The sequence below is a fragment of the Nocardioides luti genome (assembly GCF_014212315.1).
Classification (GTDB): Bacteria; Actinomycetota; Actinomycetes; order Propionibacteriales; family Nocardioidaceae; genus Nocardioides; species Nocardioides luti.
This window is the reverse complement of sequence record NZ_JACKXE010000002.1, coordinates 326,370-348,682: the sequence shown is the minus strand read 5'-3', so window position 1 is coordinate 348,682 and position 22,313 is coordinate 326,370. Positions and strand designations below refer to the sequence as shown.

The following is a 22,313-nucleotide window of genomic DNA, read 5'->3' as shown; positions in this document are numbered from 1 at the left end:
GACGACGCTAGGAAGGCCAGGTGAAGCCAGGATGAAGGCTCCGGCGCAACACCCCGGCGCCTCCGAGTGCTCGGGTCCCACCGACCCGTCGACTGAACGACACAGACCTCAAAGGTGAGTCTCTCGGGGCAGGGCTTTGCACCCAGCCGAGCAGCCATCAGAAAGCCTCTGAGGCCACCGGCGCGAAGAGTTCGTCAGCTTTGTGTCGACGAGCTCGGCCAATCGAGCCTCGTGATACTCAGCAACAACCTCGACCGCGGCCCGCCGCTCCGACTTGCTGGACATACCGGCGAGCCTTCTAACCCGTTGGCCCCGGGGCGCTACCGCGATGTCGTGACCCTTACAGCAGCTCCGGACGGCCACGAAGTCGCGGAAGCGCAAATCCGGAACCGGTGAACGCCGGGGACCCCCTGCTGGGCGGACTCATCGGCTATCGCAAGATCACCGTTGGCGACCGTGACTGGCGGGTGGTGTGGCGCGTGGTGCGAGACGACACCGGCGACTACCTAATCGAGGTTTCGGGGGTATGGGCGGTCGGCTACCGCAAGGGCAGCGAGGTGTATGCGGAGATCAGGCAACGCGTCTCTATCTCCGGTGCCTCGCCGCAGACCAAGGCGCTCTCGGACGTCCTGGAGCTCTTCGCCAAGCAGGCCCGGAACCTGACCGCGATCCCGGAGCCCGACAAGCCCGAACCGGTCCCCGAAGTGGTTGATCGACGCGCTGCTCTAGGTGGTCCACCTGCCGGCATCCCAGGTTGAGAACATGAGTCTGGAGAAGTCCGAGAAGGCGTGGGCAGATCACATCTCAGTAACGGCAGCGGGCATCTAGCCTGTTGCCTCTCACGAAGCATGTCGTCACCGATCGATCCGCACGCTTCGCGGCAGAAGCGGACAGAGGCTCCCGCGCGAGGGCCGATGGTGCTCTGCTCTCGTCACGGACGGACGAAGACGCCCATGCGCCCGGCGGGGCGGAAGCCGTTCCTTTCGTAGAAGGCTGACGCGTCGCTGTCACGAGCAGTCAGGAGGTACCAGTGCCGCACATGTCCGAGATCGTCTGCGAGAGCCTCAAGCAACCGGGTGCCGTGCCCCCTGCGCTGCATGCTTGTGCGTACGCACATCTCTTTCAGAAGGAAGTGGTCATCGACTCCTGAACGTTCAAGATGACCGAGAGCGAACCCAAGCACTTCGCCGTCCGAGTTCAACGAGCAGACACCGTGGGCGCGAGGAGTGGAGTAGAAGTCGCCGAGCCGCTGCGCGGCATCACGGGCATTCCAAGATTCGTTCCACGGCGGCGCGCTGAAGGTATCGACGTAGAGGGAGACGCAAGCATCGAGCGTGCCGCTCGTCAGAGTGGTAATCACGCACAGACCATGTCACGTTGCCTGGACATGACGCATTCGCTCATCGATATGAGAATGCACTTCCGCACCGGCGGCCGGGCAGTAGCGGCGTCTGCGAAGAGGACGCGTTCGCCCCGCCGAATCTCGAGATGCAGGAAAGCTCCGGCCAAGCCGGAGCCCTCGCGCTCGAATCGGTGAGTTCGAGCTCTACGTGCACAAGTGACTATATGTCGTAATAGTGACTGACTGACCCATGCTGACCTGCGCAAACGTCGAGATTTCCCGGCCGTTTGTACCGGGCTTGTAACAGACTAGCTTCCCGTGCAGGAGCGCTGGCGCTGACTAGCCCGCCTAGATTCGTCTAGAAATCGGCCGTTCTCTAGGTCCCTCCCTCGCGGCTGGTGCATCACTCGCGGCGAGGTGACTGGCGACGGGGGAGAGGCCCCGCCAGTTTGATTGGCCGCGTGCCCGCTCATGCCGAATTCCGGACGACCCCGCTGTGGTGGTGGTCTTATTCCCCTAAACGAGCCCCACCGAACTCCAAGTCCGCTCTGTCAGGGATTGATCGCGCGACACCACAGGGGCCCACGGGTCCTCGGTCCGCCCCGGCGCCGGATTCCCGTCGGCTACGCCTGCGCGGGCTCCAGATTGGCCTTCTCCTGAGCCGTGTGAGGACCGTGGTGCCGCCACGGAAATACCCACCGGAACGGGCTCAAGCCGGGGCGCTTGCACCAGCAGTCGTCGGCGCAGCCGCACGTCATCATGCCCGCTGCTTCCGCGACCTTGTTGCCGACCGCGACGAGCAGATACCCCCCGAGAACGATGAGTACGAGGCGCTTCACGACAACACCTCCACCAACTGCTCGACCGTCGGCGAGCCACTCAGACCCTTCGGGGTCGAGTAGACCCGGCAGGCCAGCCCGACGTGCTGCTCACCGGTCGCGAAGGGGTCGCGGCCGTCGACCCGGATCGTCGGGGAGCCGGTGAAACCGAACTCTTCGGCCTGAGTAGTGGTCTCCACCTGGCGTCGTTCCACCGTGATGTCGTCACGCCTCAGGGTCGTCAGCGCCTGCGCCAGCCGCTCATCTGCCACGGTCCAGTTCGGGCAGCCCTCGAAGTAGAGCAACTCGACCTTCATGACCAACCTCCCGAAGCCGCATGGTGGGTCACCCCGACCCCTTGACCTTTAGTATCTCCCGGGCTCCCTCGACGGGAGCGTGGCGCTCGACCTCCGATCCGGGCACGTCCTGACAGCCGCGATGAGTACGTCTCTCCACCGCCTGTCGGCGTACCGGAACACCCGGATCTGCGATGAGAGCGCGTCGGCATTCTGTCGACCACACTCGCGGATGCGCGTCGAGCCAACGGCCGACATCGGGCAGGGCTACCCCCCACACGATCAACAGTTCAGCGACTGCTGTACTGTCTCGGCCATGTTGACCGTCGCCACGCGCCTGGACGTGATGAATCGGCTTGGTCGGGCAATGGCCGATCCCACCCGTTCGCGTTTGCTCATGATCCTGGTGGAGCGGCCCGCGTATCCCGCCGAACTGGCGGCAGATCTTGGCTTGACCCGATCCAACGTGTCGAACCACCTCTCGTGCCTGCGGGACTGCGGCATCGTTGTCGCGGAACCGCAGGGTCGCCAGATGCGTTATGCCATCGCTGACCCGCACCTGGCGCGAGCACTCACCGCCCTGGTGGAGGTCACGCTCGCGGTCGACGAGAGTGCACCGTGCATCGACCCGGCCTGTTCCCTGCCGGAGTGCGGCAGCGGAGGGGTCGGCGCGTGATCCTGCCTTCCGCACTTCAGGCGTTCGGGCTGTTCATTGCCACCAACATCGACGACATCATCGTGCTCTCGCTGTTCTTTGCCCGAGGAGCCGGACGAAGCGGGACCACAACTCGAATCTTGGCCGGTCAGTACCTTGGCTTCGCTGGCATCTTGGCCGCAGCGGTGCTCGTCTCATTGGGGGCAGGAGCCTTCTTGCCCGAGGAGGCAATCCCCTACTTCGGCCTCATCCCGTTGGCCTTGGGCCTCTGGGCGGCATGGCAGGCTTGGCGTGACGGCGACGATGACGATGACGAGGCGAAGGTCGCGGGCAAGTCTGTGGCGGCCTGGACGGTCGCCGCAGTCACCTTCGCCAACGGTGGTGACAACATCGGGGTCTACGTTCCTGTCTTCCTCAACGTGGGTCCCGCCGCGACTGCCGCGTACTGCGTCGTATTCCTCATCCTGGTGGCGGCGCTGGTCGTGCTGGCGAAGTTCGTTGCCACTCGTCCGGGTATCAACGAGGTCCTTGAGCGTTGGGAGCATGTGCTGTTTCCGATCGTCCTCATCGGACTGGGCATCGTGATTCTGTGGGGCGGCGGAGCGTTCGGCCTCTGATGTGACGACGCGAGTTGGACGCTCACGTGGAGGCCGTTGCGATGTCAGGTGGCATTTTCGACCGGTGCGGCCATCCGGATCTGCCGCGTTGAGTTCACATGCGAGCGCTCAGGTTCCTGAGGCCATGTACGCGGCCAGGACGTAGTTGGGATGCCTGTCCAGGTTCTTGCGAGCTCGGTCGTAGCGCATGGTCGTCCTCGGGTCGGCGTGTCTGGCGGCGATCTGGACGTCCCGGAGGTCCACCCCGGCGTCGAGCATTGTGGTGACGAAGGTGTGGCGGAGCATGTGCGGGTGCATGCGGGCGGTTGAGACGCCGGCGGCCCTGGCGAGGGCGCGGAGTCTGCGGGTGGCGCAGTGGCGATCCATCCGGCTACCGGTACGGCTCCTCAGGATCGGGCCACCGAACCGGCCGTCGACCGCTCGTTCGATGGCGCGCCCCACGGCAGGTGGCAGCGGGACCAGCGCAATCTTGTCGCCCTTGCCCAGGACTCGCAGCACGCGGTGTCCGTGCACCTCCTCGAGGGCCTCGATGTTGGCGCCGGTTGCTTCGAAGATGCGCAGCCCGAGCAGACCCAGCATGGTCACCAGGGCGAAGTCGTTGACATTCGAGGACTTCCTGCCCGCGGTGAGCATCGCCTCGAGTTGGAGGTGGTTGAGGCCGAGCGTCGGGGACTCGGTGGAGACTCGGGGACGGCGGACATACTCCGCGGGCGAGTGCTCAAGGAGTCCGTCGATGACGCAGGTGCGGTAGAATCCGGCGACGACTGAGAGCCGACGCGAGACAGTGGATGGTTTGTAGCGGCCGATCTCCTGCATCCAGCGGAGGAACAGCTCAATATGGGGACGCTGAGCCACCAAAGGATCAAGACCCTGCCGGCCGCACCAGGTGAGGAAGGAACGCAGATCTGACTCGGTGTGGACCCGGGACTGGCCTTTGAACCGCGCGAGATAGGCCGCGACGGCGATGCGAAGCGTTGCTATGGCGTCGTCGCCAGGCACGAGGAGTTGGGCAGTGTTCATCTCCCCACTGCGTCACCCGCGGAACCCGACGTCAAGGCGGCCAACTCCGCGCCGGTCCTCCATCCTCATCGACACCGGCGTCATCGGTGCCTCGGCGCACCCCGCTCCCACCAGTCGACGGCTGCGCCGTCACGAATCATGCTGGCGCTGAGCTCGGCGTCGGAAAGGTTGCAGAACTTCCACAGCTCCTTCGCAGCACGGCCGTACTGAAAGATGACCTGGTCGGCCTCGAAGGCGTTGAGCTCCCCTGTACGAAAGCGGTCAACGCCGTCGCCTACCCGCTGGACGAGCTCGGCCAAGTGAGCCTCGTGATACTCCGCAACTACCTCGACCACGGCCCGCCGTTCCGACTTGCTGGACATACCAGCGAGGCTACTAACCCGACCCGCGGCGCACGACCGGTCTACTCGCCCTGCGACCAAGCCGCGATCGGTAGAGATAGGTAGACCCCCACGCTGGGCGTCGCGGCCACTTCGACTACCGCGTCACAGAGCTGGTCGCATCTCTCTTGCCGCGTCTCGTCCCGGCTGGGAAACCACTTCGACCGGATCTCGACAACTACTTCAAGGCCGCTGACGTCGTACGGCCCCCGCGGACGGAAACGGATCTCGACATCCCCCGGGCGAAGCGCCCAATCGTAAGGCTCCTCTGGGCAGTCGATCGCGAGCGAGACCGCGTGCGGCAGTGCGCGCTTGAGCCTGAGGAGCTGGTCCTCCTCTATCTGGGGGCCATAGGTGACCTCGATGATCGGCATGCAAGACAACGTACTGTCGCTCCGCGAGAGCGTGCGCGCTCGCACGGAGCGTAGCCGCCCTCAAAGCGGCATGAGCGTGCACCGGCGCTGCGTGACTATCTGCTGCCTCGAGCGAGGCAGGTCTCCGCACGCGAAACGGCGGCTCGGACCCGCGCCGATTCGTCTTCTCGCATCGCGACGACGGGGTCGATCAAGTCTTCCAGCCGATGTCGGGCGACCACTTTCAGGGCCATCTCGCGCACACGCCACGCTTCGTCGTTCAGTGCTGTCTCCACAGCTGGCAGGGCATCGTCGTCCCAAGCCCAAAGCAGGCCGCGCAGCGCCCAGACCCGCAACCAGTAGGGAGGCCCAGGCTCGCCACCCTCGACCGCCCAGCGCGCCGGAGGGCCACCTAGAGCGAAGATCAACGCTCCATCGCCGTCGTCGCCTCGAAGCAAGGCGATACAACCCGCGACGACCTCGTCCTTGCCCCGACGCGCGCATTCCTCCTCGACGCTTTGCCGAGGTGTCTTGCCCCAAGAAGCGCGGCCGGTCACCAGATCAGACTACGGTCGTTCGCTCAAAGCCCGGGATGTCGGCCGCCTCGCGCAGCGGCGCATGAGGCTGCGCTCAAAGCCTTCTCACTCCTACCCTCATCGAATCAGGCAGAAGGGATGTCCGACGGGGTCCAAGTACACCCGAAACCCGCCGTCGACGGACGGCTGGTGCTGGTGTCGCCGCGCCCCACAGGCGAGCACCTGGGGCTCAGCGGCGTCGATGTCGCCGACACTGAAGTCCAAGTGGAACTGTTGCGGGTGTTGACCGCCGGGCCAGGTCGGCGTCACCCAATCGTCGATCCGTTGAAACGCGAGGGTGGCTCGGCCCTCGGGGTTGTCAGGTGACACACCGCCGCCGGGTGGGGTGAGTGTCGCGAACGATTCGTCGGCTCCCTCTTCGAGGGGCCAACTCAGCAATGCGGAGTAGAACTGGGCGAGTTGCAGCGCATTGGGGCAGTCGAGGATCACGAGGTCGAGTTTCGGGCTGATATCCATCTGGTGATGCTAGGAGGCAATGAGGACGGACAGCGTCCGGAAACAGCGAAGACTGCTGGGACCAGCCCCGCAAGCGGCTGCCCGGAGCGCGACCGCTCATCGGCATGAGCGTGCACTTCGGCAGCTGACCGCCCGGGGCGGTAGGCGACAGTGACGCAAGGGCTCACCACGCCGAACCGAGACGCAGCAAGGGCCCCGGCGGCGCCGGGGCCCTCGTGCTCGAATCAATGAGTTCGAGCTCTACGTGCACAAGTGACTATATGTCGTAATACTGACTGACTGACCCATGCTGACCTGCGCAAACGTCGAGGATGTTCGACTATTTGTACCACGCTTGTAACGAGTAAGCGCTTCGTGTGGGTCTGCTGCACGAGCCGACCGTCACGGCACCGTTGGCTTCCGCCACCTCCATCGCGCAACTCGACGACCTCGTGTCCGCACCGGCCATCACACTGGATGACGCGCAAATCAACCGCCTCGATACCGCAGCCGATGAACTCGCCTGACAGGAAGTGGTCCGACTGGCGGCTGTTGGAACGGCGGCGCCCTCGCCCTCCCCAGATGTGCCAGGGACGTCCCATTCCCCCCGTCGGGACACTTCCGGTGCGACGGGGAAGCGACCAGGAGTTCGCAATCAGCCTCACGCCAGGCTCAAGGGTCCAGCTTTGGCTCAAGGCCCGGCAGGAGACCCGAGACGGTGTCAGACCTGGCAGATTCGTGGCATGACGCCGTCAGCCCAGCCACCATGACGGCCGAGACGCCGTGAGTGCCACCTATGCCCACGCCGAGGGGCGCGGCTACAGCGACGTCGCCGCGTGGCGAATCGCCCACGAGGACCTCTTCCGCAGCGACTGCGTGGCCAAAGTCCTGGGCTACGTGCCGGAGATCAACGACGACACTCCGGTCGTGACCCAGCGCTTCCGCCTGGTCGGTCGACCCTGAGGCAGGGGCCTCGTAGCCTCCGCCGACCCCGACGCCGCGGCCTGACGGTCTTGTACCATCCGGCGTCCCCTCTGCATTTCGGTTGGATGAACGACGCAACCGATCGTGGCTTGGTCGGACAAACGTCCCCCGCGCGGCAAGAGCGTGCGCCCGGCGGCGCGCGGATCGCGGCAGGAGCGGATGCCGCAGTGCACCCACCGCCCGGCCGGCGACGACCATCGACTCCGCGTGATCCAGTCACTCAGGCATGGCCGGCTTTGACGTTGAGGTAGTTCTGCTCGGGGATGGAGTCGGTGAGTGCTGCTGCCTGCCGGAAGGCGACAGCGGCCTCGGGTCGGGCGAGGGTTTCAAGCATGTGTGCGCGGGCCGCGATGACGCGATGGTCTCGGGGGCGTGCCGCAGCGAGAGGCTCGAGTGCCGCCAGACCGGCCTCAGGGCCCTCGACCTCGCTGAGCGCGATGGCTGCGCCGAGCTCAACGGCCGCGCTGGGGGCGACGGTCAGGAGCATTCGGTAGAGCTCGAGTATCTGTGGCCAGTCGGTGTCTGCGAAGGCGGCTGCTGTGGCGTGCACGGCCGCAATGGCGGCCTGCAGCTGGAACGGCCCGACGCGGCCGCGGGGCAGGGCCTCCTCGAGGAGCAAGACCGCGCGATCAATCTGCGCGGCGTCCCACGCGGCCCGATCCTGCTCGGCCAGCGGGACGAGTCGGCCGTCATTGACGCGGGTGGCGGCCCTGGCGTCAACCAGGAGCATGAGCGCAAGGAGCCCGGCGGTCTCCGGATCGCGGGGCACAGCCCGGTGGAGACGCTCGGTGATGCGGATGGCGTCGTCGGTCAAGGTTCGGTCGATGACCGTGGACCCAGAAGGCAGCGAAGACCCGGTCGTGAAGATCAGGTGAAGGACGTGCCGGACGGCATGGAGTCGGGCCGGCAGCTGCTCGGGAGGAACAGGTTCGAAACGGGCACCGGCGCTGCGCAGGGTGGCCTTTGCCCGACTGACTCGTTGCGCGGCAGTGGACTCCGGGACGAGCAGACCGGCTGCGATCTGGCGGGTGGTAAGGCCGCCGACGGCACGCAGCGTGAGCGCCACTGCGGAGGCCGTGGTCAGCGCCGGATGACAACACAGGACCAGCATCTGGAGCGAGTCGTCGTGGTCATCGACTCGCTGGCTCCACGTGGCCGTGCGGTCCTGCTCAGTCTGGAGCTCGCGGCGAGGGCGGGCGGCATCAGAGCGCTGAGCGTCGATGAGACGGCGAGAAGCGACCCGGATCAACCATCCTCGGGGATTCGTAGGCATGCCTTCACGGGGCCACTGCACGGCAGCAGCCAGGAGCGTCTCCTGGACGGCGTCCTCACAGTCCTCTAGAGCGACGCCCCGACGCTGGAGCGCAGCGAGGACGTGTGGCACCTCGCGACGCCACACGTCCTCCGTCCCGCCATCCGTGATCAAGCCGGAAACGGCGTCAGGACTCGCAGCCCGGCCGCATCGTCGGGCGCAGCTCGATGGTGTCGCCGGGACAGGAGAACGCTTCGGCGATCTCCTGGGCACGCTCCTGCGACGCGACGTCGATGACGAAGAACCCGGCAAGGTGTTCCTTACTCTCGGCGTAGGGGCCGTCCGTGGCCACAGGTGCCCCCTCGTACTGAAGTACCACCGAGGCGCCGGGGTCACCGAGCGCGCAGCCGTAGACGATCTCACCCTTCGCGTCGGCATCGCCGAACACCTTGTCCCACCGGGCACCGAGCTCGTCACGCTCTTGCTGGGGCAGCGCCTGGTACTCCGCAGTGTTCGCGCTTGTGGGATGTCCCCAGGGTTGGGGATTCGAGTGGATGAGAATCACGAACTTCATGGGAGGGCTCCTCACGTCGCCGGGGCCGGCGGTCGGCCCCATCACACGTACGTCGAAGCCATCCCACCAGACTCGACATCGTCAGCACTGCAGCCCCCCGTGAACCACGCCTGGGACGGAACACGCAGGGCCAAGTGCACGCGCTTATCGGCTATGCGCGGGCACTTCGGCAACGGCGGCCAGGGGAGTGGCTGGTGTCTACGAAGGTCGCGTGTGCCACGTCGAAACTCGAGATGCAACGAGGGCCCCGGCTAAACCGGAGCCCTCGCTGTCGAACGCTGAGTTCGAGCTCTATGTGCACAAGTGACTATATGTCGTAATACTGACTGACTGACCCATGCTGACCTGCGCAAACGTCGAGGACTTTCGACAATTTGTACCACGCTTGTAACGGATGCGGGTCTGCTAGGGAGTCGGGGTCATCGCTCCGGGCCGTCGAGCTCCGTGCCCTGTGTCGGATCTTCCTGGCGGGCGGGGGAGTGGACGCAGTCGATGCGCCCGCCCATGGCAGCCATGAGCGAGCGACCGACGGGCGCGAGATTCTCACGGCATGGCCGATCGGGACGACCTGCCCGCCGTCCTTGGGGAGGGCGAATACTTGGTCGCCAACGACTACAGGATGGGCGGGTTCTGGGGAGTTCTCATCGCTCCTTCTGAGGAAGCCATCCGCGCGAAGACCCCGAACTCATCATCGCCAAGACCCGACCGAAGTGGATGGACGAGGCCGCGCTAGAAGCAAAGCTGAGAGACGCCGTTGTGGTTGGACGACCACCCGCCGCAGGCTCTGCTTCTGGGCGCTGGTGCCTCAACCGGTGATCATGGCTTTGACCTTACCGAGCACGGTTCGCGGCCGAGGCGTGCGAGCGGTGCTTTGCTCCACGATGTTGCGTCGTCGCGCTTCCAATTCGAGACGGTGGCCGACTCGAACTGCTGGTTCATCGAAGGCACTGGCCAGCCCGGCGGCGACGGCCATGGCGGCCCAGTCGTTGTGCGCGGTCGCGCGGACGGCATGAGCAACTTCTTCGGTGGGAGGGTGGTCCGCGAGGTCGTCGATGACCTTCCGCACGCCCGAGTAGATCCGGGTGGCGTGCCGCCAGGCTTCGATGACGGCCTCCCTGCGGTCTTCAGGGTCGTCGACGAGGCTGCGTTCTAGTGATGCCACGAGGCGGGTGTGCCAGCGGAGCAGCAGCGCGTTCGCGAGATCCTCGATGTTGTTGAAGTAGGTGTCGGTGCCTTCGATGTTGGTGGGGATTTGCCCGTCGTTTCGGGCGAGGATCTCCTCGATCAGATTGTGGAGGACTGTTGCGCGGCTCGGCTTCGGTCGGTCCTTCACGGGTACTCCTTCGTGGGACTGGATGGTGTGTGGCTGACCTACTGAATGGGTAGAGATGCGAACCCGCGGATCGGGCCTGAGCGGAGTCGGACCGCGGAGTCGATGTCGACATCCCAGTCACGGCGGCGGGTGAGGAGTGCTCGCAGAGCGATACGTGCTTCGAGGCGGGCTAGGGATGCGCCGAGGCAGAAGTGGATGCCGCGCCCGAACGCGACCTGTCGTTCGGGGCGACGGTTGATGTCGAAGTGGTCGGCGTCGGGGAACGCGTGGTCGTCGCGGTTGGCTGAGCCGAAGAGCAGCAGCACGGTGTCGCCGGCTGCCATGGCCTGCCCGTGCAGATCGACCTGTCGGGTCAGGGTGCGTGCCAGGCCCTGGACCGGTGAGTCGTAGCGGAGCAGCTCTTCGACGGCTGCTGGCACGAGTTCGGGGTCGTCGGCGAGAGCGCGTCGGTCCTCAGGGTGCTGGGCGAGGATGACAGCGCTGTTGGACAGGAGGTTGGTCGTCGTTTCGTGCCCGGCGACGAGCAGCAGCAGGCAGAAGCCGAGAAGTTCTTCCTCGGTGAGGTGCTCGCCGTCCACTTCGGCTTGGACGAGCGCTGTCATGAGGTCGTCTTGGGGGTGCGCGCGTCGGTCGGCCAGGAATGCGGAGAAGTACTCGTAGAGGGCTGCAGCGGCGTCCAGCCCGGCGCCGAACTCGCCTCGCACGGGGTTGGACTGGATCAGGGTGGTGGACCAGGTCCGAAAGCGGTCGCGGTCTTCACGCGGCACGCCGAGCATGTCGGCGATCACGATCGCGGGCAGAGGTCCGGAGAATTCGGAGACGAAGTCCCACGGGCCGGTCTCGGGGGATTGGTCGAGGAGGTCGTCGACGATGGTGTGGATGTGTGTCTCGAGCCCGGCGATGCGGCGGGGGGTGAAGGCCTTGCTGACGAGGTGACGCAGTTGGGTGTGCCGGGGTGGGTCGCTCATGATGAGCATGGGCAGGAACAGGTCGGTCATGTCCACCCCGGGCGGGGTGGGGAAGATCCCGGACGCCGAGGAGTACGTCGCCGGATCGGCGAGGGCGGCGGAGACGTCGTCGTAGCGGCTGAGGACCCAACAGCTCGCCTGCGAGGACCAGTACACGGGAGCGTGGTCGCGCAGCTCGCGGTAGACGGGGTACGGGTCCGCCATGACTTCCGGGTCGAACGGGCTGTAGGTCAGCTGCTGGTTGCTCATCGCATCTCTCTCGGTTGTCGGTTCACGCGTGTGCATCGGATGTGGTGGCTGGCTGCAGTGCGGACGGGGCGCGCGTGGGCCTGCGGTGTGGCCACCAGCTGCGGTCCTCGAAAAGGGCCGCGCAGGCGGGTACGACCAGGGTGCGGACGATGAAGGTGTCGAGCAGGAGTCCGGCGGCGACGGCGAACCCGGTCTGGGCGAGCGCTTCGACGGGGGAGAACAGCAGGGCCACGAAGGTGGAGGCGAAGATGAGGCCGGCGGCGGTGATGACGGGTCCGGTGGCGGTGACTGCGCGGGCGACCTCGTCGCGGTCCAGGGCGAGGCCGCTCTCGCGCATCCGGCTCATGAGCAGGATGTTGTAGTCCGCGCCCACGGCGACGAGCAGGACGAACACGATGACCGGGACGGTGAAGTGGATGTCTTGTCCGACCAGCTGCTGGAACACGAGGGTGGTGAGCCCCAGCGCGGCCGCACAGGACAGGACGACGGAGGCGAGGAGGTAGAGCGGTGCGGTGAGGGCGCGCAGCGTGAGGATGAGGATGAGGAGCACCATGAGCAGGACCGCGGCGACCACGAGGACGGCGTCGTCGGCGAGGTAGTGGGCCAGGTCGGCGCCGAGGCCGGCCGCGCCGGTGGCGAGGATGGTGGAGTCGTCGAGGCGGGTGTTGTTCATGGCCTGGTCGGCGGTGTCCTGGACTTCGTTGTAGCGCTCCTGTCCGGCGGGGGTGAGGGGGTCGGTATCGCCGGTGACCTGGATGCGGGCCAGTTTTCCGTCCTCGGAGAGGAACTGGGTGCGGGCCAGGGCGAAGTCGGGCTTTCCGAGTGCGGAGGCGGGTAGGTAGAAGCCTCCGGCCTCTGGGGTGTCGGCGCGCTGGTTGATGGCCTGGAGGTAGTCGCCGGATTCGTCGAGCCCGTTGCTGAGCTTCTCGGTCTGGGTGAGGAGCTGCTCGATGCCAGGTGCGATGCCGGCGGCACCGGTGGCGAGCCGGTCGGTGCCGCCTTCGAGCTCGCCGAGCTTCTCGCTCAACAGCGCTTGGCCCTCGGCGATCCGGTTGCTGCCCGACTGGGCTTGGCGGAGCCCGGCGGCGAGCTGGTCGAGCCCGGTCGCGAGGCGTCCGTCGCCGGCGGCGAGGCGTTCGGCGCCGGCGGCCGCTTGGGCCAGGCCGGGCAGGAGCCGGTCGCGTTCGCCGGTGTAGATCTTGCGCAGGCCCTCACGGGAGCGTTTGCAGATCGGGTCGGCGGTGCAGATCGGATCGTCCTCCAGGGCTTCGACGATCCTGCCGAGGCCCTCGACGGCCTGGGCGACCTGGTCGTGTGCGGTGCGGAGCCCGGCGGCCAGTGCGGCGGCGCCCAAGCGGAGCCGGCGGGCGCCGCTGGCGGCCTGGCTCGTGTGATCGGCTGCCTGCCCGAGGCCGTGGGCGATGCGGCGGCTGCCGTCGCTGAGCTTCCCGGCGCCGTCTTGGGCCTTCCCGGCGCCTGCGGAGACCTGGCCGAGGGCGTCTCCGAGGTCGCCGGCCCCGGACGCGAGGCGTTCCAGCCCGGGTTCCCCGGACTCGAGCTTGCGGTCGGCCTGGTGGAGTCCTCGGGCGAGTTTCCCGAGCTGGTTGGCGATGGAGGCGGGTTCCAGTCGCCTTCCGGCCGGTTGGGTGATGCTGCGGACCTGGTTGACGCCGTCGACCTTCGCGACCGCGGTGCTCACGGAGTTGATGACAGCCAGGTCGCGGGTGTTGGCCATGTTGTGGTCGGAGCGGATGAGCAGGTAGTCGGGCAGGGTCTGGTTGGGTGGGAAGTGCTCGGTCATCGCCGCGAGGCCCAGGTTGCTGGGGGTGTCTGGCGGTTGGGCGGCGCGTTCGTCGAAGGAGAGCTGCATCGTGGGCAGCGCGAGCGCGAGCAGCACCAGGACCGTCACTCCCGCGACCAGGATCCGGGCGGGGTGTCGTCCGACGAGGCGGCCGGTGCGGGCCCACCGCGAGTCCGGCCGCGGTGCCGGAGCTGGCCCGATGCGGGGTCCGAACCAGCGGATCAGGGCGGGGGTGAAGGTGAGGCTGACCGCGAGGGTGACCGCGATACAGATCGCCATCGGGGGGCCGGTGGTGGCGAAGATGGCGAGTTCGGTGAATCCGAGGCAGATGGCGCCGAGGATGACGGTGGCTGCCGAGGCCAGCAGGGCGGGCCCGACCCGGGAGACCGACTCGGCTACCGCATCGAGGGGTTCGAGGCCGTTGCCGTATTCCTCGCGGAAGCGGGAGATGAGGAAGACGCAGTAGTCGGTCCCGGCGCCCAGGGTGATGGCTACGACGAACGCGTCGGTGTAGGTGGACAGGGCCAGCCCGTGCTCACCTGCCCAGGCCAGGGCGCCGCGGGTGCACAGCAGGGCGACACCGATGGTCACCAGCGACACCAGGACGGTCGCGATCCGGCGGTAGACCAGCCAGAGGATTCCGACCAGAAGGAACAGGGAGACCGCGGTGATCTTCAACGAGGCGTCGTTCACCGCCGTGGTCAGGTCGGCGATCATCGCCGGGTCGCCGGTCACGTGAACTTCGGTGCCGGGTGGAGCATCGAGGTCGTCGACGACCGAGCGGAGCCACTTCACGTCCTCGTCGGATGCCGGTGAGCCGACCGCGGATCGCAGCCCGACGACTAGGTAGGTCGCCTCGCCGTCCTTGCTGGTCATCGAGCGCCGGGCCTCGGGCTTGCCGAGGTAGTCCTGGACCTCCGAGACCCGCTCCGGCTCCTTCTGGAGGGTGCTCACGAGGTCGGCGTAGACGCGGCGGTCCCCCACGCCCAGGCCGTCGTCGTCGGTGATGACCACGAACACATACGAGTGGGTGTTGCCCGACCCGAACGCGGTGTCCATCACCCGCAGCCCGTGCAGGGTCGGTGAGTCCTCGGGCAGGAAGGCAGTGCTGCTGCGTTCGACCACGGTCCCCAGCGGGGTGACCAGCAGCGAGAGCGCGGCGGCGGCCAGCACCCAGCCGAGCACCACGATCGATGGGAAGCGGTGCCCCAGCCTGAGGGCAGACCTCAGCGGTCCGCTGCTTCCGGCTCGTGGTCCGCGACCCATTCACCCGCACCAATGCTCTGGACTGAAATGTTGTACTGGCAGTACAACATAGGATGTGGTCGACGTCGAGGCCAGTTGGCACGGTGGGGCACAAGGGGAGGAGTGAGAGCGGTGAGGAAACTTCCGGCGAAGCTGGCCAGTCAGCTCTACGGCGCGGCCGAGCTGATCGCCGAGCGCGGTCTGGACGGCACCAAGATCGACGACATCGCCGAAGCCACGGGTATCCCGAAGGCCACGATCTATTACCACCTGGACGGCAAGAACGGGGTCCTCGCATTCCTTTTGGGAGACCTGCTTGACCTCATCGCTGGCGAGGTCGGTGTCGCAGTCTCAACGGTCGAGGATGCCCGTACCCGGCTCGAGGCCGCCGTCGCAGCACAACTAAGTGTGATGGTCGAGCATCCGTTCCTGTGCCGGGCACTCGTGGGGGACCTCGGCCGTGCCACCCGGCTGCCTGACCTCGCCGAGGCTTTGCGGAGCGCGTTCTACCAGCCGATCGAGAAGCTTCTGGCCGACGGCGTCGCCGACGGCTCGCTGCGCCAGGTCGCCGATCCGGGTGCCGTTGCAATGAGCGTCTTCGGTGCCATCACCGTGGCCGGTCTCAGCGCCGCGGTCGAGGGGTCTTCAACTGGCCCGTCCGCAGATGCGGCCCGTTTCTCTGCGGCGATCTGCGAACTGATCCTCGACGGTCTCGCGACACCTCGCACTCGCGATGACCACGAATCGGGTGAGCGGCCGTGACCAGCCTGGATGAGCTCCTCGCGAGCTGGAACGAGAAGTTCCGGGCGTACGAGGACGGCGCCCGGCTTCCGCCGCACCACGACCACTGCCTCGCCTGCGGACCCGACAACCCCCACGGCCATCACCTCACCGTCCAGCGTCGCGGCGACGAGGTGCATGCGGTTCACGTCTTCGACGAGCGCCACGTCGGCGCTCCCGGGATCGCGCACGGAGGCGCCGTGGCAACGGTCCTCGACGACCTGTTCGGGTTCCTGCTCTACCTCACCGGCAGTCCAGCGGTGACCCGGAAGCTCGAGGTGCGCTACGACTCGCCCGTCATCCTCGGCACCACCTACGAGCTCGCGGCCAGGGTCGTCCGGACAGAAGGGCGCAAGCTCTTCGTGGAGGCCGACATGAGTGAGACCGGAGGACCAACTGTCGCCTTCGCTTCGGCCCTTTTCCTGAGGGTGGACGTGACCCACTTCGACCAGGGCAGGCCGCGATGACTAAGACGTGGGTGGGCCGCTTTATCCCCGAAGTTCCCGTGGGCGCCACGGTCGCAAGCGCACCGTGGCGGAGGGACTCTGCGGGATCTCAGCGCGGTCGGGTTCGACACGGGCGCGACCGGTACTCCCGGTCGGTACTCCCGGCTGGTGCCTGTTCCTCTGCCGTGTGACGACGGAAGGGTGCGAGTCGCACGCTGAGCTGACATGGCTGTCGGCGTGCGTGTCGGGAGGGATGACGCCCCCACTTGGATCGTCAACGGTGACGTGACTGCGTGAACAACGCCGCGAGCGTGCTGCTTGAGTGGCGCGAAGCGAGCGAAGGTTGGTAGCCGGGCCCTACCTAGCCCGGTTCGCGGCGACCGAACTGACGGAATTCGCTTGGCGACTGCCCGGTCCAGCGTTTAAAGGCATGCGAGAAGTTGCCCAGGTCGCTATAGCCGAGATCTATGGCGATCTGACCGACCGTCAGCGATCGGTCGAGCAGGCGGACGATCGCCCTCTCGCGCAACAGCGATTGCTGTACGTCGCGGAAGGTCGTGCCCTCCTCGTGGAGGCGCCTTTTCATGGTGCTCGGGGAGACTGCGAGGAGCTCAGCCATGTCATGGCTGCTGATGTGTCCGGGGTCCTCCTCGAGCAATCGCCTCACGGTCTCGGTAAAGCTGGTGGCAGCGGTGTGACGGTCGAGGCTTCGGCGCAGTTCGCCGATGGCCATGCGATAGGCGACCGGGTCGGGGAAGCGACAGGGTGCTTGGAGGATGTCGACGGGAACGTCGATGAACGACGCGCGTGCGCCGAACACCAAGCGTCCGGCCAGCGCGCCGGCGATGCGCTGAGGGGACTGGGGTGTCTTCCAAGCCAGGTTCATCGTGACGCCTGGCAGCGGGCCCGTCAGCATGTCGAGGAGCCGCAGCAGTGCCGCTCCGCCGTAGGTGATGACTAGGCAGTCGAGATCACGATCGCCGGTGTGGCCGGTGAGGCCCACGGTTAGGCTGCGCTGACTGCTGTGGAAGTGGGGGCGCAAGGCGCTCGAGATGATCGGAAGATACCCGAGCAGCTCGAAGACCTCGGCCACGGAGCCGGAGCTGACTAGCGGCAGGCTGAGCGGGCCGAACGACGTCAATTGCGCGTGCTCGGCGAAGGAGAGCCCGAGGCTTGTGGCTTCGTCGTGGTCGAGTCCGGGGTAGACCTCACGGAACCACCGGATCGGCACCTGTCGGTCGCGCTGGACCAGCTCCAGTTCGGAAGTCCCCTCGCGGTCGATGATCGCGCGGAAGCGACCTACGGCTTGAGGACCGAGAGCATCGCTGTTCAAGAGCTGGACGAACGCCAACGGAGGCACCCCGGGCTCGGGGGACTTCATGGGCAGTGACCTCCTGAGCCGAAATCACAACATATTGACTCGAGTGACCATAGCCACAGCATGTCCAGAGTGCCAACACTTGACTCACGTTCGAGCAAGGAGTCGTTCCATGTCAGTTGTCACCTTCATCTCCCACGACGGGGAGAAGCGCGAGGCACCCCTCGAGGAGGGTGCGTCCCTCATGCAGATCGCCGTAGACAACATGGTGCCCGGGATCGACGGCGATTGTGGCGGGGAGGCCGCGTGTGGCACGTGCCATGTGATCGTCGAGGACCAGTGGATCGCCGAAGTCGGCCGTTCGGGTCCGGTCGAGGAGGAGATGCTCGCCATGAACCCCGAGCGCGAGCCGACCTCGCGGCTCTCGTGCCAGATGCGGGTGAGCGAGAGCTGGGACGGCCTCGTCGTCCGACTCCCCGAGTTCCAGATGTGACCGTCGAGAGGAAGACTGCACCATGACGACCCTGACTACCGTGACCGACGCCGTGGCTGAGCGAGCCCAGTCCATCATCCCGATGGAGATCCAGATCCGCGGGGCGCACCTGTACGACAAGACCCGTCGCTTCGTGACACGGACCAACGGGAAGAAGATCTTCGTCGAGGAGCCCATTCCCCCCGTGGAGGACGTCGCCCTCGCCGACATCGACCTGAGCAACCCGTTCCTCTACCGTCAGGGCAAGTGGCAGTCCTACTTCGAGCGCGTGCGCAACGAGGCACCCGTCCACTACCAGGCCGACAGCCCGTTCGGACCTTTCTGGTCCGTCACTCGGCACGCCGACATCATCGCGGTCGACAAAGACCATGAGACCTTCTCGGCTGAGCCCTTCATCATCATCGGCGAGCCCCCACGGTTCATGGATGTCGCGATGTTCATCGCCATGGACCCGCCCCGACACGACCGCCAGCGAGCCGCGGTCCAAGGCGTAGTCGCCCCCAAGAACCTGCGCGAGATGGAGAGTTTGATCCGCACGCGGGTCCAGGAAGTACTGGACGAGCTCCCGGTAGGTGAGCCCTTCAACTGGGTCGACCGCGTCTCGATCGAGCTCACCGCGCGGATGCTCGCGACCCTACTCGACTTCCCATACGACCAACGCCGCAAGCTCGTCGAGTGGTCGGACCTGGCCAGCTCCATGGAGCAGGCCAACGGCGGACCATCCGACAACGACGAGGTCTTCCGGGGCTTCGTCGACGCGGCGCGGGGACTGAGCGCGCTGTGGCGGGACAAGCAGGCGCGACTCGCGGCAGGTGAGGAACCCGGGTTCGACCTGATCACCATGCTCCAGAGCAACGAGCACACCAAGGACCTGATCGACCGCCCGATGGAGTTCCTGGGCAACCTGGTGCTCCTGATCGTCGGCGGCAACGACACCACACGCAACTCTATGAGCGGGGGTGTTCTCGCCCTCAATCAGTTCCCCGACCAGTTCGAGAAGCTCAAGGCCAACCCGGACCTCATCCCCAACATGATCTCAGAGATCATCCGCTGGCAGACGCCGCTGGCCTACATGCGTCGCGTTGCGAAGAAGGACACGGTCCTCAACGGCCAGTTCATCCGTGAGGGCGACAAGGTGGTCATGTGGTACGCCTCGGGAAACCGCGACGAGCGAGTGTTCGAACGTCCGGACGATCTCATCATCGACCGCAAAAACGCACGCAACCACATCGCGTTCGGCTTTGGCGTCCACCGGTGCATGGGCAACCGTCTGGCCGAGCTGCAGCTGCGGATCCTGTGGGAAGAGCTGCTCCCGCGCTTCGAGAAGATCGAGGTCGTGGGTGAGCCGGAGTATGTCCAGTCCAACTTCGTGCGCGGGATCAGCCGGTTGATGGTCCAGTTGACGCCGAAGACCGACGCGTGACCTCGGGGAGGGCGCTGATCGTCGGGGCCAGCCACGCCGGGGCCCAGTTGGCCGCCAGCCTTCGCCAGGAGGGGTGGGCAGGTGAGGTTGTCGTCATCGGTGACGAAGCCGCGCTTCCGTACCAGCGGCCTCCCCTGTCCAAGGCCTACCTTGCCGGCAAGAGCAGCTTGGAGGAGCTCGCCATCCGCAAGGCGGAGTTCTACGACAAGCAGAAGATCCGCCTGTTGCGGGCGACGGTCACCGAGATTGATCGTGCGGCCGGAGAGGTCGTGCTGAGCGACGGTGAGACGCTCGCCTACGACGGCCTCGCGTTGTGCACCGGGGGCCGGGCGCGTCCGCTGGCTATTCCTGGCATCGATCTGCCGGGCGTCTTCTACCTGCGGACGTTCGCGGACGTCGAGGCGATCCGTGAGGCCACGGCCTCGGGTCGCCGAGCCGTGATCGTCGGCGGGGGCTACATCGGGCTGGAGACCGCCGCGTCGTTGCGCGCCCTCGGGCTGGAGGTAACGGTCCTGGAGGCCGCCGAACGTGTCCTGGAGAGGGTCACGGCTGCTGAGGTGTCGATGTTCTACGAGCGCATCCACCGCGACGCCGGGGTCGTGGTGCGGACGGGCGCTCTCGTCGAGGCCGTGGCCGGCGACGGCCGCGCCGGCGAGGTGGTGCTAGCCGGGGGTGAGCGGATTCCCGCAGACCTGGTCATCGTGGGTGTGGGCTTGGTCCCGAACACCGAGCTCGCCTCTGAGGCGGGCCTGCAGGTCGAGGACGGTGTCGTGATCGACGACTTCGCCTCGACCAGCGATCCCAAGATCGTCGCGGCGGGGGACTGCGCCATCCATTACATTTCTCGCTACGGCCGGCGGGTGCGACTTGAAGCGGTGCCCAGCGCGGGTGAGCAGGCGAAGGCGGCTGCCGCCACGCTGTGCGGCAAGGAGCGGCCTATCTCGGCGCTGCCGTGGTTTTGGTCCGACCAGTACGACCTGAAGCTGCAGATCGCGGGACTGAACACGGGCTACGACGAGATCGTGCTAAGCGGCGACCCCGCGCGCGATCGCGACTTCACCTGCTACTACCTCCAACGTGGGCGGTTGCTCGCCGCGGACTGTGTGAACCGTCCCCGGGACTTCATGAAGGCCAAGAGAACGCTCGGCCAGGGTCTCGACGTCGATCGGGCGGAACTGCAACGGCCCGCCGCCTCCTGATTCACAGTGCCGGGCGCGCGCCTCGGCGAAGCCCCGCACCCCATCACCGCCCCCCTCAACACCCCATCGCCGGAGGACTACTCGTGCAGAGCACCATGATGAACGTCCAGCTGACGACGGCAGCCATCCTGCGGCACGGTGCCCGTGTGCACGCCACCGCGCGCGTGCGCACGCTCCAGCCCGACGGCTCGGTCAGGACCGGCACGTTCGCCGAGGTGGGACGCCGCTCGGCGCAGCTGGCCCACGCGCTGCGGGCCTGCGGGGTCGTGGGGGACGAGCGGGTCGCCACCTTGATGTGGAACAACCAGGAGCACGTCGAGGCCTACTGTGCAGTGCCCTCCATGGGGGCAGTCCTGCACACCCTCAACCCTCGACTGACCCCCGAGCAGCTGGTCTACATCGCCAACCACGCTGACGACCGGGTGGTGATCGTCGACGGTACGCTCGCCCCGCTCCTGGCGGCGGTCCTACCGCAGCTCGCCGAGGTGCACACCGTGGTCGTCACGGGGGGTGTCGATCTCGCGCCGCTCGAACGTGACGGCCTCACCGTTGTCGGTTACGACGACTTCATCGGAGGTCACCTGGAGACGTTCGAGTGGCCGGAACTCGATGAGCTCTCCGCTGCGGCCATGTGCTACACCTCGGGCACTACCGGCAACCCCAAGGGCGTGGCCTACAGCCACCGATCGACCTACCTCCACTCGATGGCTGCGTGTGCCGCCGACGGGCTGAGCGTCACCGGTGACGATGCCATCCTGGCGATCGTGCCGATGTTCCATGCCAACGCCTGGGGACTGGTCTACGCGGCTTTGATGGCAGGAGCCGACCTGGTCATGCCCGAACGGTTCCTCCAGGCCGAGCCACTGGTGCGACTCATCAGCAGCGAGCGCCCCACGATCGCCGGAGCTGTGCCTACGATCTGGAGTGACGTCCTGAATCACCTCGACTCCAACCCCGGTCACGACATCTCGTCGCTGGGGCTGGTGGCCTGCGGTGGATCGGCCGTGCCGCTTCATCTAATGAAGGCCTTCCAGGAGAAGTACGGCGTGCAGATCGTGCAGGCGTGGGGGATGACCGAGACCTCGCCCCTAGCCGCTATCGCTCGGCCGCCGGCAGCGGTCGAGGGCGAGGAGCACTGGGCACTGCGGGCCTCCCAAGGTCGTCCCGTCGCCGGGGTCGAGCTGCGACTGATCGACGACGACGGTAACGAGGTGCCGCACGACGGGAAGTCAGTCGGGGAGATCCAGGTTCGCGGCCCATGGATCACGGGGTCCTACATCGGTGACGAGGACGCGGAAAAGTTCGACGACGGATGGCTGCGTACCGGAGACGTGGGACGGATCGACGAGCGTAGTTTCGTCACCTTGACCGACCGGGCGAAGGACGTCATCAAATCGGGCGGCGAGTGGATCTCGTCAGTGGAGCTCGAGTTGCTGCTCGCAGGTCACCCGGATGTGCTGGAAGCGACCGTCATCGGCGTTCCGGACGAGAAGTGGCAGGAACGGCCCCTGGCCGTGATCGTCGTTCGGGACGGGTCCGAGGTGACTCCCTCCCAGTTGCGGGACTTTCTCGAGGGCAAGGTCGCCAAGTGGTGGCTGCCCGAGCGGTGGTGCTTCGTGCCCGACGTGCCCAAGACCTCGGTCGGCAAGTTCGACAAGAAGCTGCTCCGCGCCCGGCACGCCGACGGCGACCTCGCTGTCATCGATCTCTGACTGCATGGGAAGGCATCACGGCGC

The 22,313-nt window shown here is 66.5% G+C and carries 24 protein-coding genes and 1 pseudogene; 11 read left to right on the top strand and 14 right to left on the bottom strand.

Features of this window, described 5'->3' with window-relative positions; all coding sequences use genetic code 11:
* Window positions 1-392: 392 nt before the first annotated feature.
* Complete coding sequence (locus H5V45_RS20675) at window positions 393-758, top strand: hypothetical protein (RefSeq protein ID WP_185254970.1); 366 nt, start codon at window positions 393-395, stop codon at window positions 756-758.
* A 173-nt stretch (window positions 759-931) separates the two neighbouring features.
* Here the strand turns inward: H5V45_RS20675 and H5V45_RS20670 are convergent, their stop codons facing one another.
* The 3 genes from H5V45_RS20670 to H5V45_RS20660 form a co-directional block, all read right to left on the bottom strand.
* Window positions 932-1,360 carry a GNAT family N-acetyltransferase gene (locus H5V45_RS20670; RefSeq protein WP_185254969.1) on the bottom strand — a complete coding sequence of 143 codons (429 nt, stop codon included), beginning with the start codon at window positions 1,358-1,360 and terminating at the stop codon, window positions 932-934.
* Window positions 1,361-1,965: 605 nt separating this feature from the next.
* Window positions 1,966-2,181 (bottom strand): hypothetical protein, encoded by a 216-nt coding sequence (locus H5V45_RS20665; RefSeq protein ID WP_185254968.1) that lies wholly within the window; start codon window positions 2,179-2,181, stop codon window positions 1,966-1,968.
* Window positions 2,178-2,477, bottom strand: a complete 300-nt coding sequence (locus tag H5V45_RS20660; RefSeq protein WP_185254967.1) for a DF family (seleno)protein — start codon at window positions 2,475-2,477, stop codon at window positions 2,178-2,180. The genes H5V45_RS20665 and H5V45_RS20660 overlap by 4 nt, the downstream gene beginning before the upstream one ends.
* A 295-nt stretch (window positions 2,478-2,772) precedes the next feature.
* On the opposite strand from H5V45_RS20660, the gene cmtR reads away from it, so the two are divergent.
* Window positions 2,773-3,132, top strand: coding sequence for a Cd(II)/Pb(II)-sensing metalloregulatory transcriptional regulator CmtR (gene cmtR / locus H5V45_RS20655; protein ID WP_185254966.1), 360 nt, complete (start codon window positions 2,773-2,775; stop codon window positions 3,130-3,132).
* Window positions 3,129-3,728 carry a cadmium resistance transporter gene (locus H5V45_RS20650; RefSeq protein WP_185254965.1) on the top strand — a complete coding sequence of 200 codons (600 nt, stop codon included), beginning with the start codon at window positions 3,129-3,131 and terminating at the stop codon, window positions 3,726-3,728. Before cmtR ends, H5V45_RS20650 begins: the two co-directional genes overlap by 4 nt.
* A 108-nt stretch (window positions 3,729-3,836) precedes the next feature.
* On the opposite strand, the gene H5V45_RS20645 is transcribed toward H5V45_RS20650, so the two are convergent.
* The 5 genes from H5V45_RS20645 to H5V45_RS20625 form a co-directional block, all read right to left on the bottom strand.
* Entirely contained in the window at window positions 3,837-4,727 is an 891-nt protein-coding gene (locus tag H5V45_RS20645) for a tyrosine-type recombinase/integrase (RefSeq protein WP_343061671.1), read from the bottom strand.
* A gap of 101 nt (window positions 4,728-4,828) precedes the next feature.
* On the bottom strand, window positions 4,829-5,110 hold the full coding sequence (locus H5V45_RS20640) for a hypothetical protein (RefSeq protein ID WP_185254963.1): 282 nt from the start codon (window positions 5,108-5,110) through the stop codon (window positions 4,829-4,831).
* Window positions 5,111-5,151: 41 nt separating this feature from the next.
* On the bottom strand, window positions 5,152-5,502 hold the full coding sequence (locus tag H5V45_RS20635; protein WP_185254962.1) for a hypothetical protein: 351 nt from the start codon (window positions 5,500-5,502) through the stop codon (window positions 5,152-5,154).
* 95 nt (window positions 5,503-5,597) lie between these two features.
* A complete protein-coding gene (locus H5V45_RS22790) occupies window positions 5,598-6,038 on the bottom strand; it encodes a HEAT repeat domain-containing protein (RefSeq protein ID WP_185254961.1) in 441 nt (146 codons plus the stop codon).
* 96 nt (window positions 6,039-6,134) lie between these two features.
* The gene (locus H5V45_RS20625; RefSeq protein ID WP_185254960.1) at window positions 6,135-6,533 is read right to left on the bottom strand and encodes a VOC family protein; all 399 of its coding nucleotides are present in this window, start codon (window positions 6,531-6,533) and stop codon (window positions 6,135-6,137) included.
* A 356-nt stretch (window positions 6,534-6,889) separates the two neighbouring features.
* Here H5V45_RS20625 and H5V45_RS20620 point away from each other — a divergent pair, with 356 nt between their 5' ends.
* Window positions 6,890-7,039, top strand: coding sequence for a hypothetical protein (locus tag H5V45_RS20620; protein ID WP_185254959.1), 150 nt, complete (start codon window positions 6,890-6,892; stop codon window positions 7,037-7,039).
* A 256-nt stretch (window positions 7,040-7,295) separates the two neighbouring features.
* A complete protein-coding gene (locus tag H5V45_RS20615; protein WP_185254958.1) occupies window positions 7,296-7,475 on the top strand; it encodes an ASCH domain-containing protein in 180 nt (59 codons plus the stop codon).
* Between the two features lie 241 nt (window positions 7,476-7,716).
* On the opposite strand, the gene H5V45_RS20610 is transcribed toward H5V45_RS20615, so the two are convergent.
* The 5 genes from H5V45_RS20610 to H5V45_RS20590 form a co-directional block, all read right to left on the bottom strand.
* Entirely contained in the window at window positions 7,717-8,880 is a 1,164-nt protein-coding gene (locus H5V45_RS20610) for an RNA polymerase sigma factor (protein ID WP_343061670.1), read from the bottom strand.
* Between the two features lie 55 nt (window positions 8,881-8,935).
* Window positions 8,936-9,322, bottom strand: coding sequence for a YciI family protein (locus H5V45_RS20605; protein WP_185254957.1), 387 nt, complete (start codon window positions 9,320-9,322; stop codon window positions 8,936-8,938).
* Between the two features lie 805 nt (window positions 9,323-10,127).
* Window positions 10,128-10,655 (bottom strand): hypothetical protein, encoded by a 528-nt coding sequence (locus H5V45_RS20600; RefSeq protein WP_056680406.1) that lies wholly within the window; start codon window positions 10,653-10,655, stop codon window positions 10,128-10,130.
* Window positions 10,656-10,693: 38 nt separating this feature from the next.
* Window positions 10,694-11,872, bottom strand: a complete 1,179-nt coding sequence (locus tag H5V45_RS20595; RefSeq protein WP_056680409.1) for a cytochrome P450 — start codon at window positions 11,870-11,872, stop codon at window positions 10,694-10,696.
* A gap of 22 nt (window positions 11,873-11,894) precedes the next feature.
* The gene (locus H5V45_RS20590; RefSeq protein WP_229662974.1) at window positions 11,895-14,861 is read right to left on the bottom strand and encodes an MMPL family transporter; all 2,967 of its coding nucleotides are present in this window, start codon (window positions 14,859-14,861) and stop codon (window positions 11,895-11,897) included.
* A gap of 189 nt (window positions 14,862-15,050) precedes the next feature.
* Between H5V45_RS20590 and H5V45_RS20585 the strand changes: the two genes are divergently transcribed.
* On the top strand, window positions 15,051-15,680 hold the full coding sequence (locus tag H5V45_RS20585) for a TetR/AcrR family transcriptional regulator (protein WP_056680413.1): 630 nt from the start codon (window positions 15,051-15,053) through the stop codon (window positions 15,678-15,680).
* Window positions 15,677-16,165, top strand: coding sequence for a PaaI family thioesterase (locus tag H5V45_RS20580; protein WP_056680421.1), 489 nt, complete (start codon window positions 15,677-15,679; stop codon window positions 16,163-16,165). Before H5V45_RS20585 ends, H5V45_RS20580 begins: the two co-directional genes overlap by 4 nt.
* A 340-nt stretch (window positions 16,166-16,505) precedes the next feature.
* On the opposite strand, the gene H5V45_RS20575 is transcribed toward H5V45_RS20580, so the two are convergent.
* Complete coding sequence (locus H5V45_RS20575; protein WP_056680425.1) at window positions 16,506-17,525, bottom strand: helix-turn-helix domain-containing protein; 1,020 nt, start codon at window positions 17,523-17,525, stop codon at window positions 16,506-16,508.
* A gap of 109 nt (window positions 17,526-17,634) precedes the next feature.
* Here H5V45_RS20575 and H5V45_RS20570 point away from each other — a divergent pair, with 109 nt between their 5' ends.
* The 4 genes and pseudogenes from H5V45_RS20570 to H5V45_RS20555 all read left to right on the top strand — a co-directional run bounded on the left by H5V45_RS20570 (window position 17,635) and on the right by H5V45_RS20555 (window position 22,289).
* A complete protein-coding gene (locus H5V45_RS20570; RefSeq protein WP_056680426.1) occupies window positions 17,635-17,955 on the top strand; it encodes a 2Fe-2S iron-sulfur cluster-binding protein in 321 nt (106 codons plus the stop codon).
* Window positions 17,956-17,977: 22 nt separating this feature from the next.
* Window positions 17,978-19,363: pseudogene (locus tag H5V45_RS20565) on the top strand (cytochrome P450); the annotation flags it as partial.
* A gap of 11 nt (window positions 19,364-19,374) precedes the next feature.
* Window positions 19,375-20,577 carry an NAD(P)/FAD-dependent oxidoreductase gene (locus H5V45_RS20560; RefSeq protein ID WP_056680432.1) on the top strand — a complete coding sequence of 401 codons (1,203 nt, stop codon included), beginning with the start codon at window positions 19,375-19,377 and terminating at the stop codon, window positions 20,575-20,577.
* An 83-nt stretch (window positions 20,578-20,660) separates the two neighbouring features.
* Window positions 20,661-22,289: a long-chain fatty acid--CoA ligase gene (locus H5V45_RS20555; RefSeq protein WP_056680435.1), complete on the top strand. Its 1,629-nt coding sequence runs from the start codon at window positions 20,661-20,663 to the stop codon at window positions 22,287-22,289.
* The last annotated feature ends 24 nt before the right edge of the window (window positions 22,290-22,313 follow it).

Bases quoted from the DNA above. Each gene is read 5' to 3' on its own strand.
- H5V45_RS20640 (WP_185254963.1), bottom strand. From the start codon at position 5,110: ATGTCCAGCAAGTCGGAACGGCGGGCCGTGGTCGAGGTAGTTGCGGAG.
- H5V45_RS20660 (WP_185254967.1), bottom strand. From the start codon at position 2,477: ATGAAGGTCGAGTTGCTCTACTTCGAGGGCTGCCCGAACTGGACCGTG.
- H5V45_RS20625 (WP_185254960.1), bottom strand. From the start codon at position 6,533: ATGGATATCAGCCCGAAACTCGACCTCGTGATCCTCGACTGCCCCAAT.
- H5V45_RS20575 (WP_056680425.1), bottom strand. From the start codon at position 17,525: ATGAAGTCCCCCGAGCCCGGGGTGCCTCCGTTGGCGTTCGTCCAGCTC.
- H5V45_RS20605 (WP_185254957.1), bottom strand. From the start codon at position 9,322: ATGAAGTTCGTGATTCTCATCCACTCGAATCCCCAACCCTGGGGACAT.
- H5V45_RS20595 (WP_056680409.1), bottom strand. From the start codon at position 11,872: ATGAGCAACCAGCAGCTGACCTACAGCCCGTTCGACCCGGAAGTCATG.
- cmtR (WP_185254966.1), top strand. From the start codon at position 2,773: ATGTTGACCGTCGCCACGCGCCTGGACGTGATGAATCGGCTTGGTCGG.
- H5V45_RS20635 (WP_185254962.1), bottom strand. From the start codon at position 5,502: ATGCCGATCATCGAGGTCACCTATGGCCCCCAGATAGAGGAGGACCAG.
- H5V45_RS20570 (WP_056680426.1), top strand. From the start codon at position 17,635: ATGTCAGTTGTCACCTTCATCTCCCACGACGGGGAGAAGCGCGAGGCA.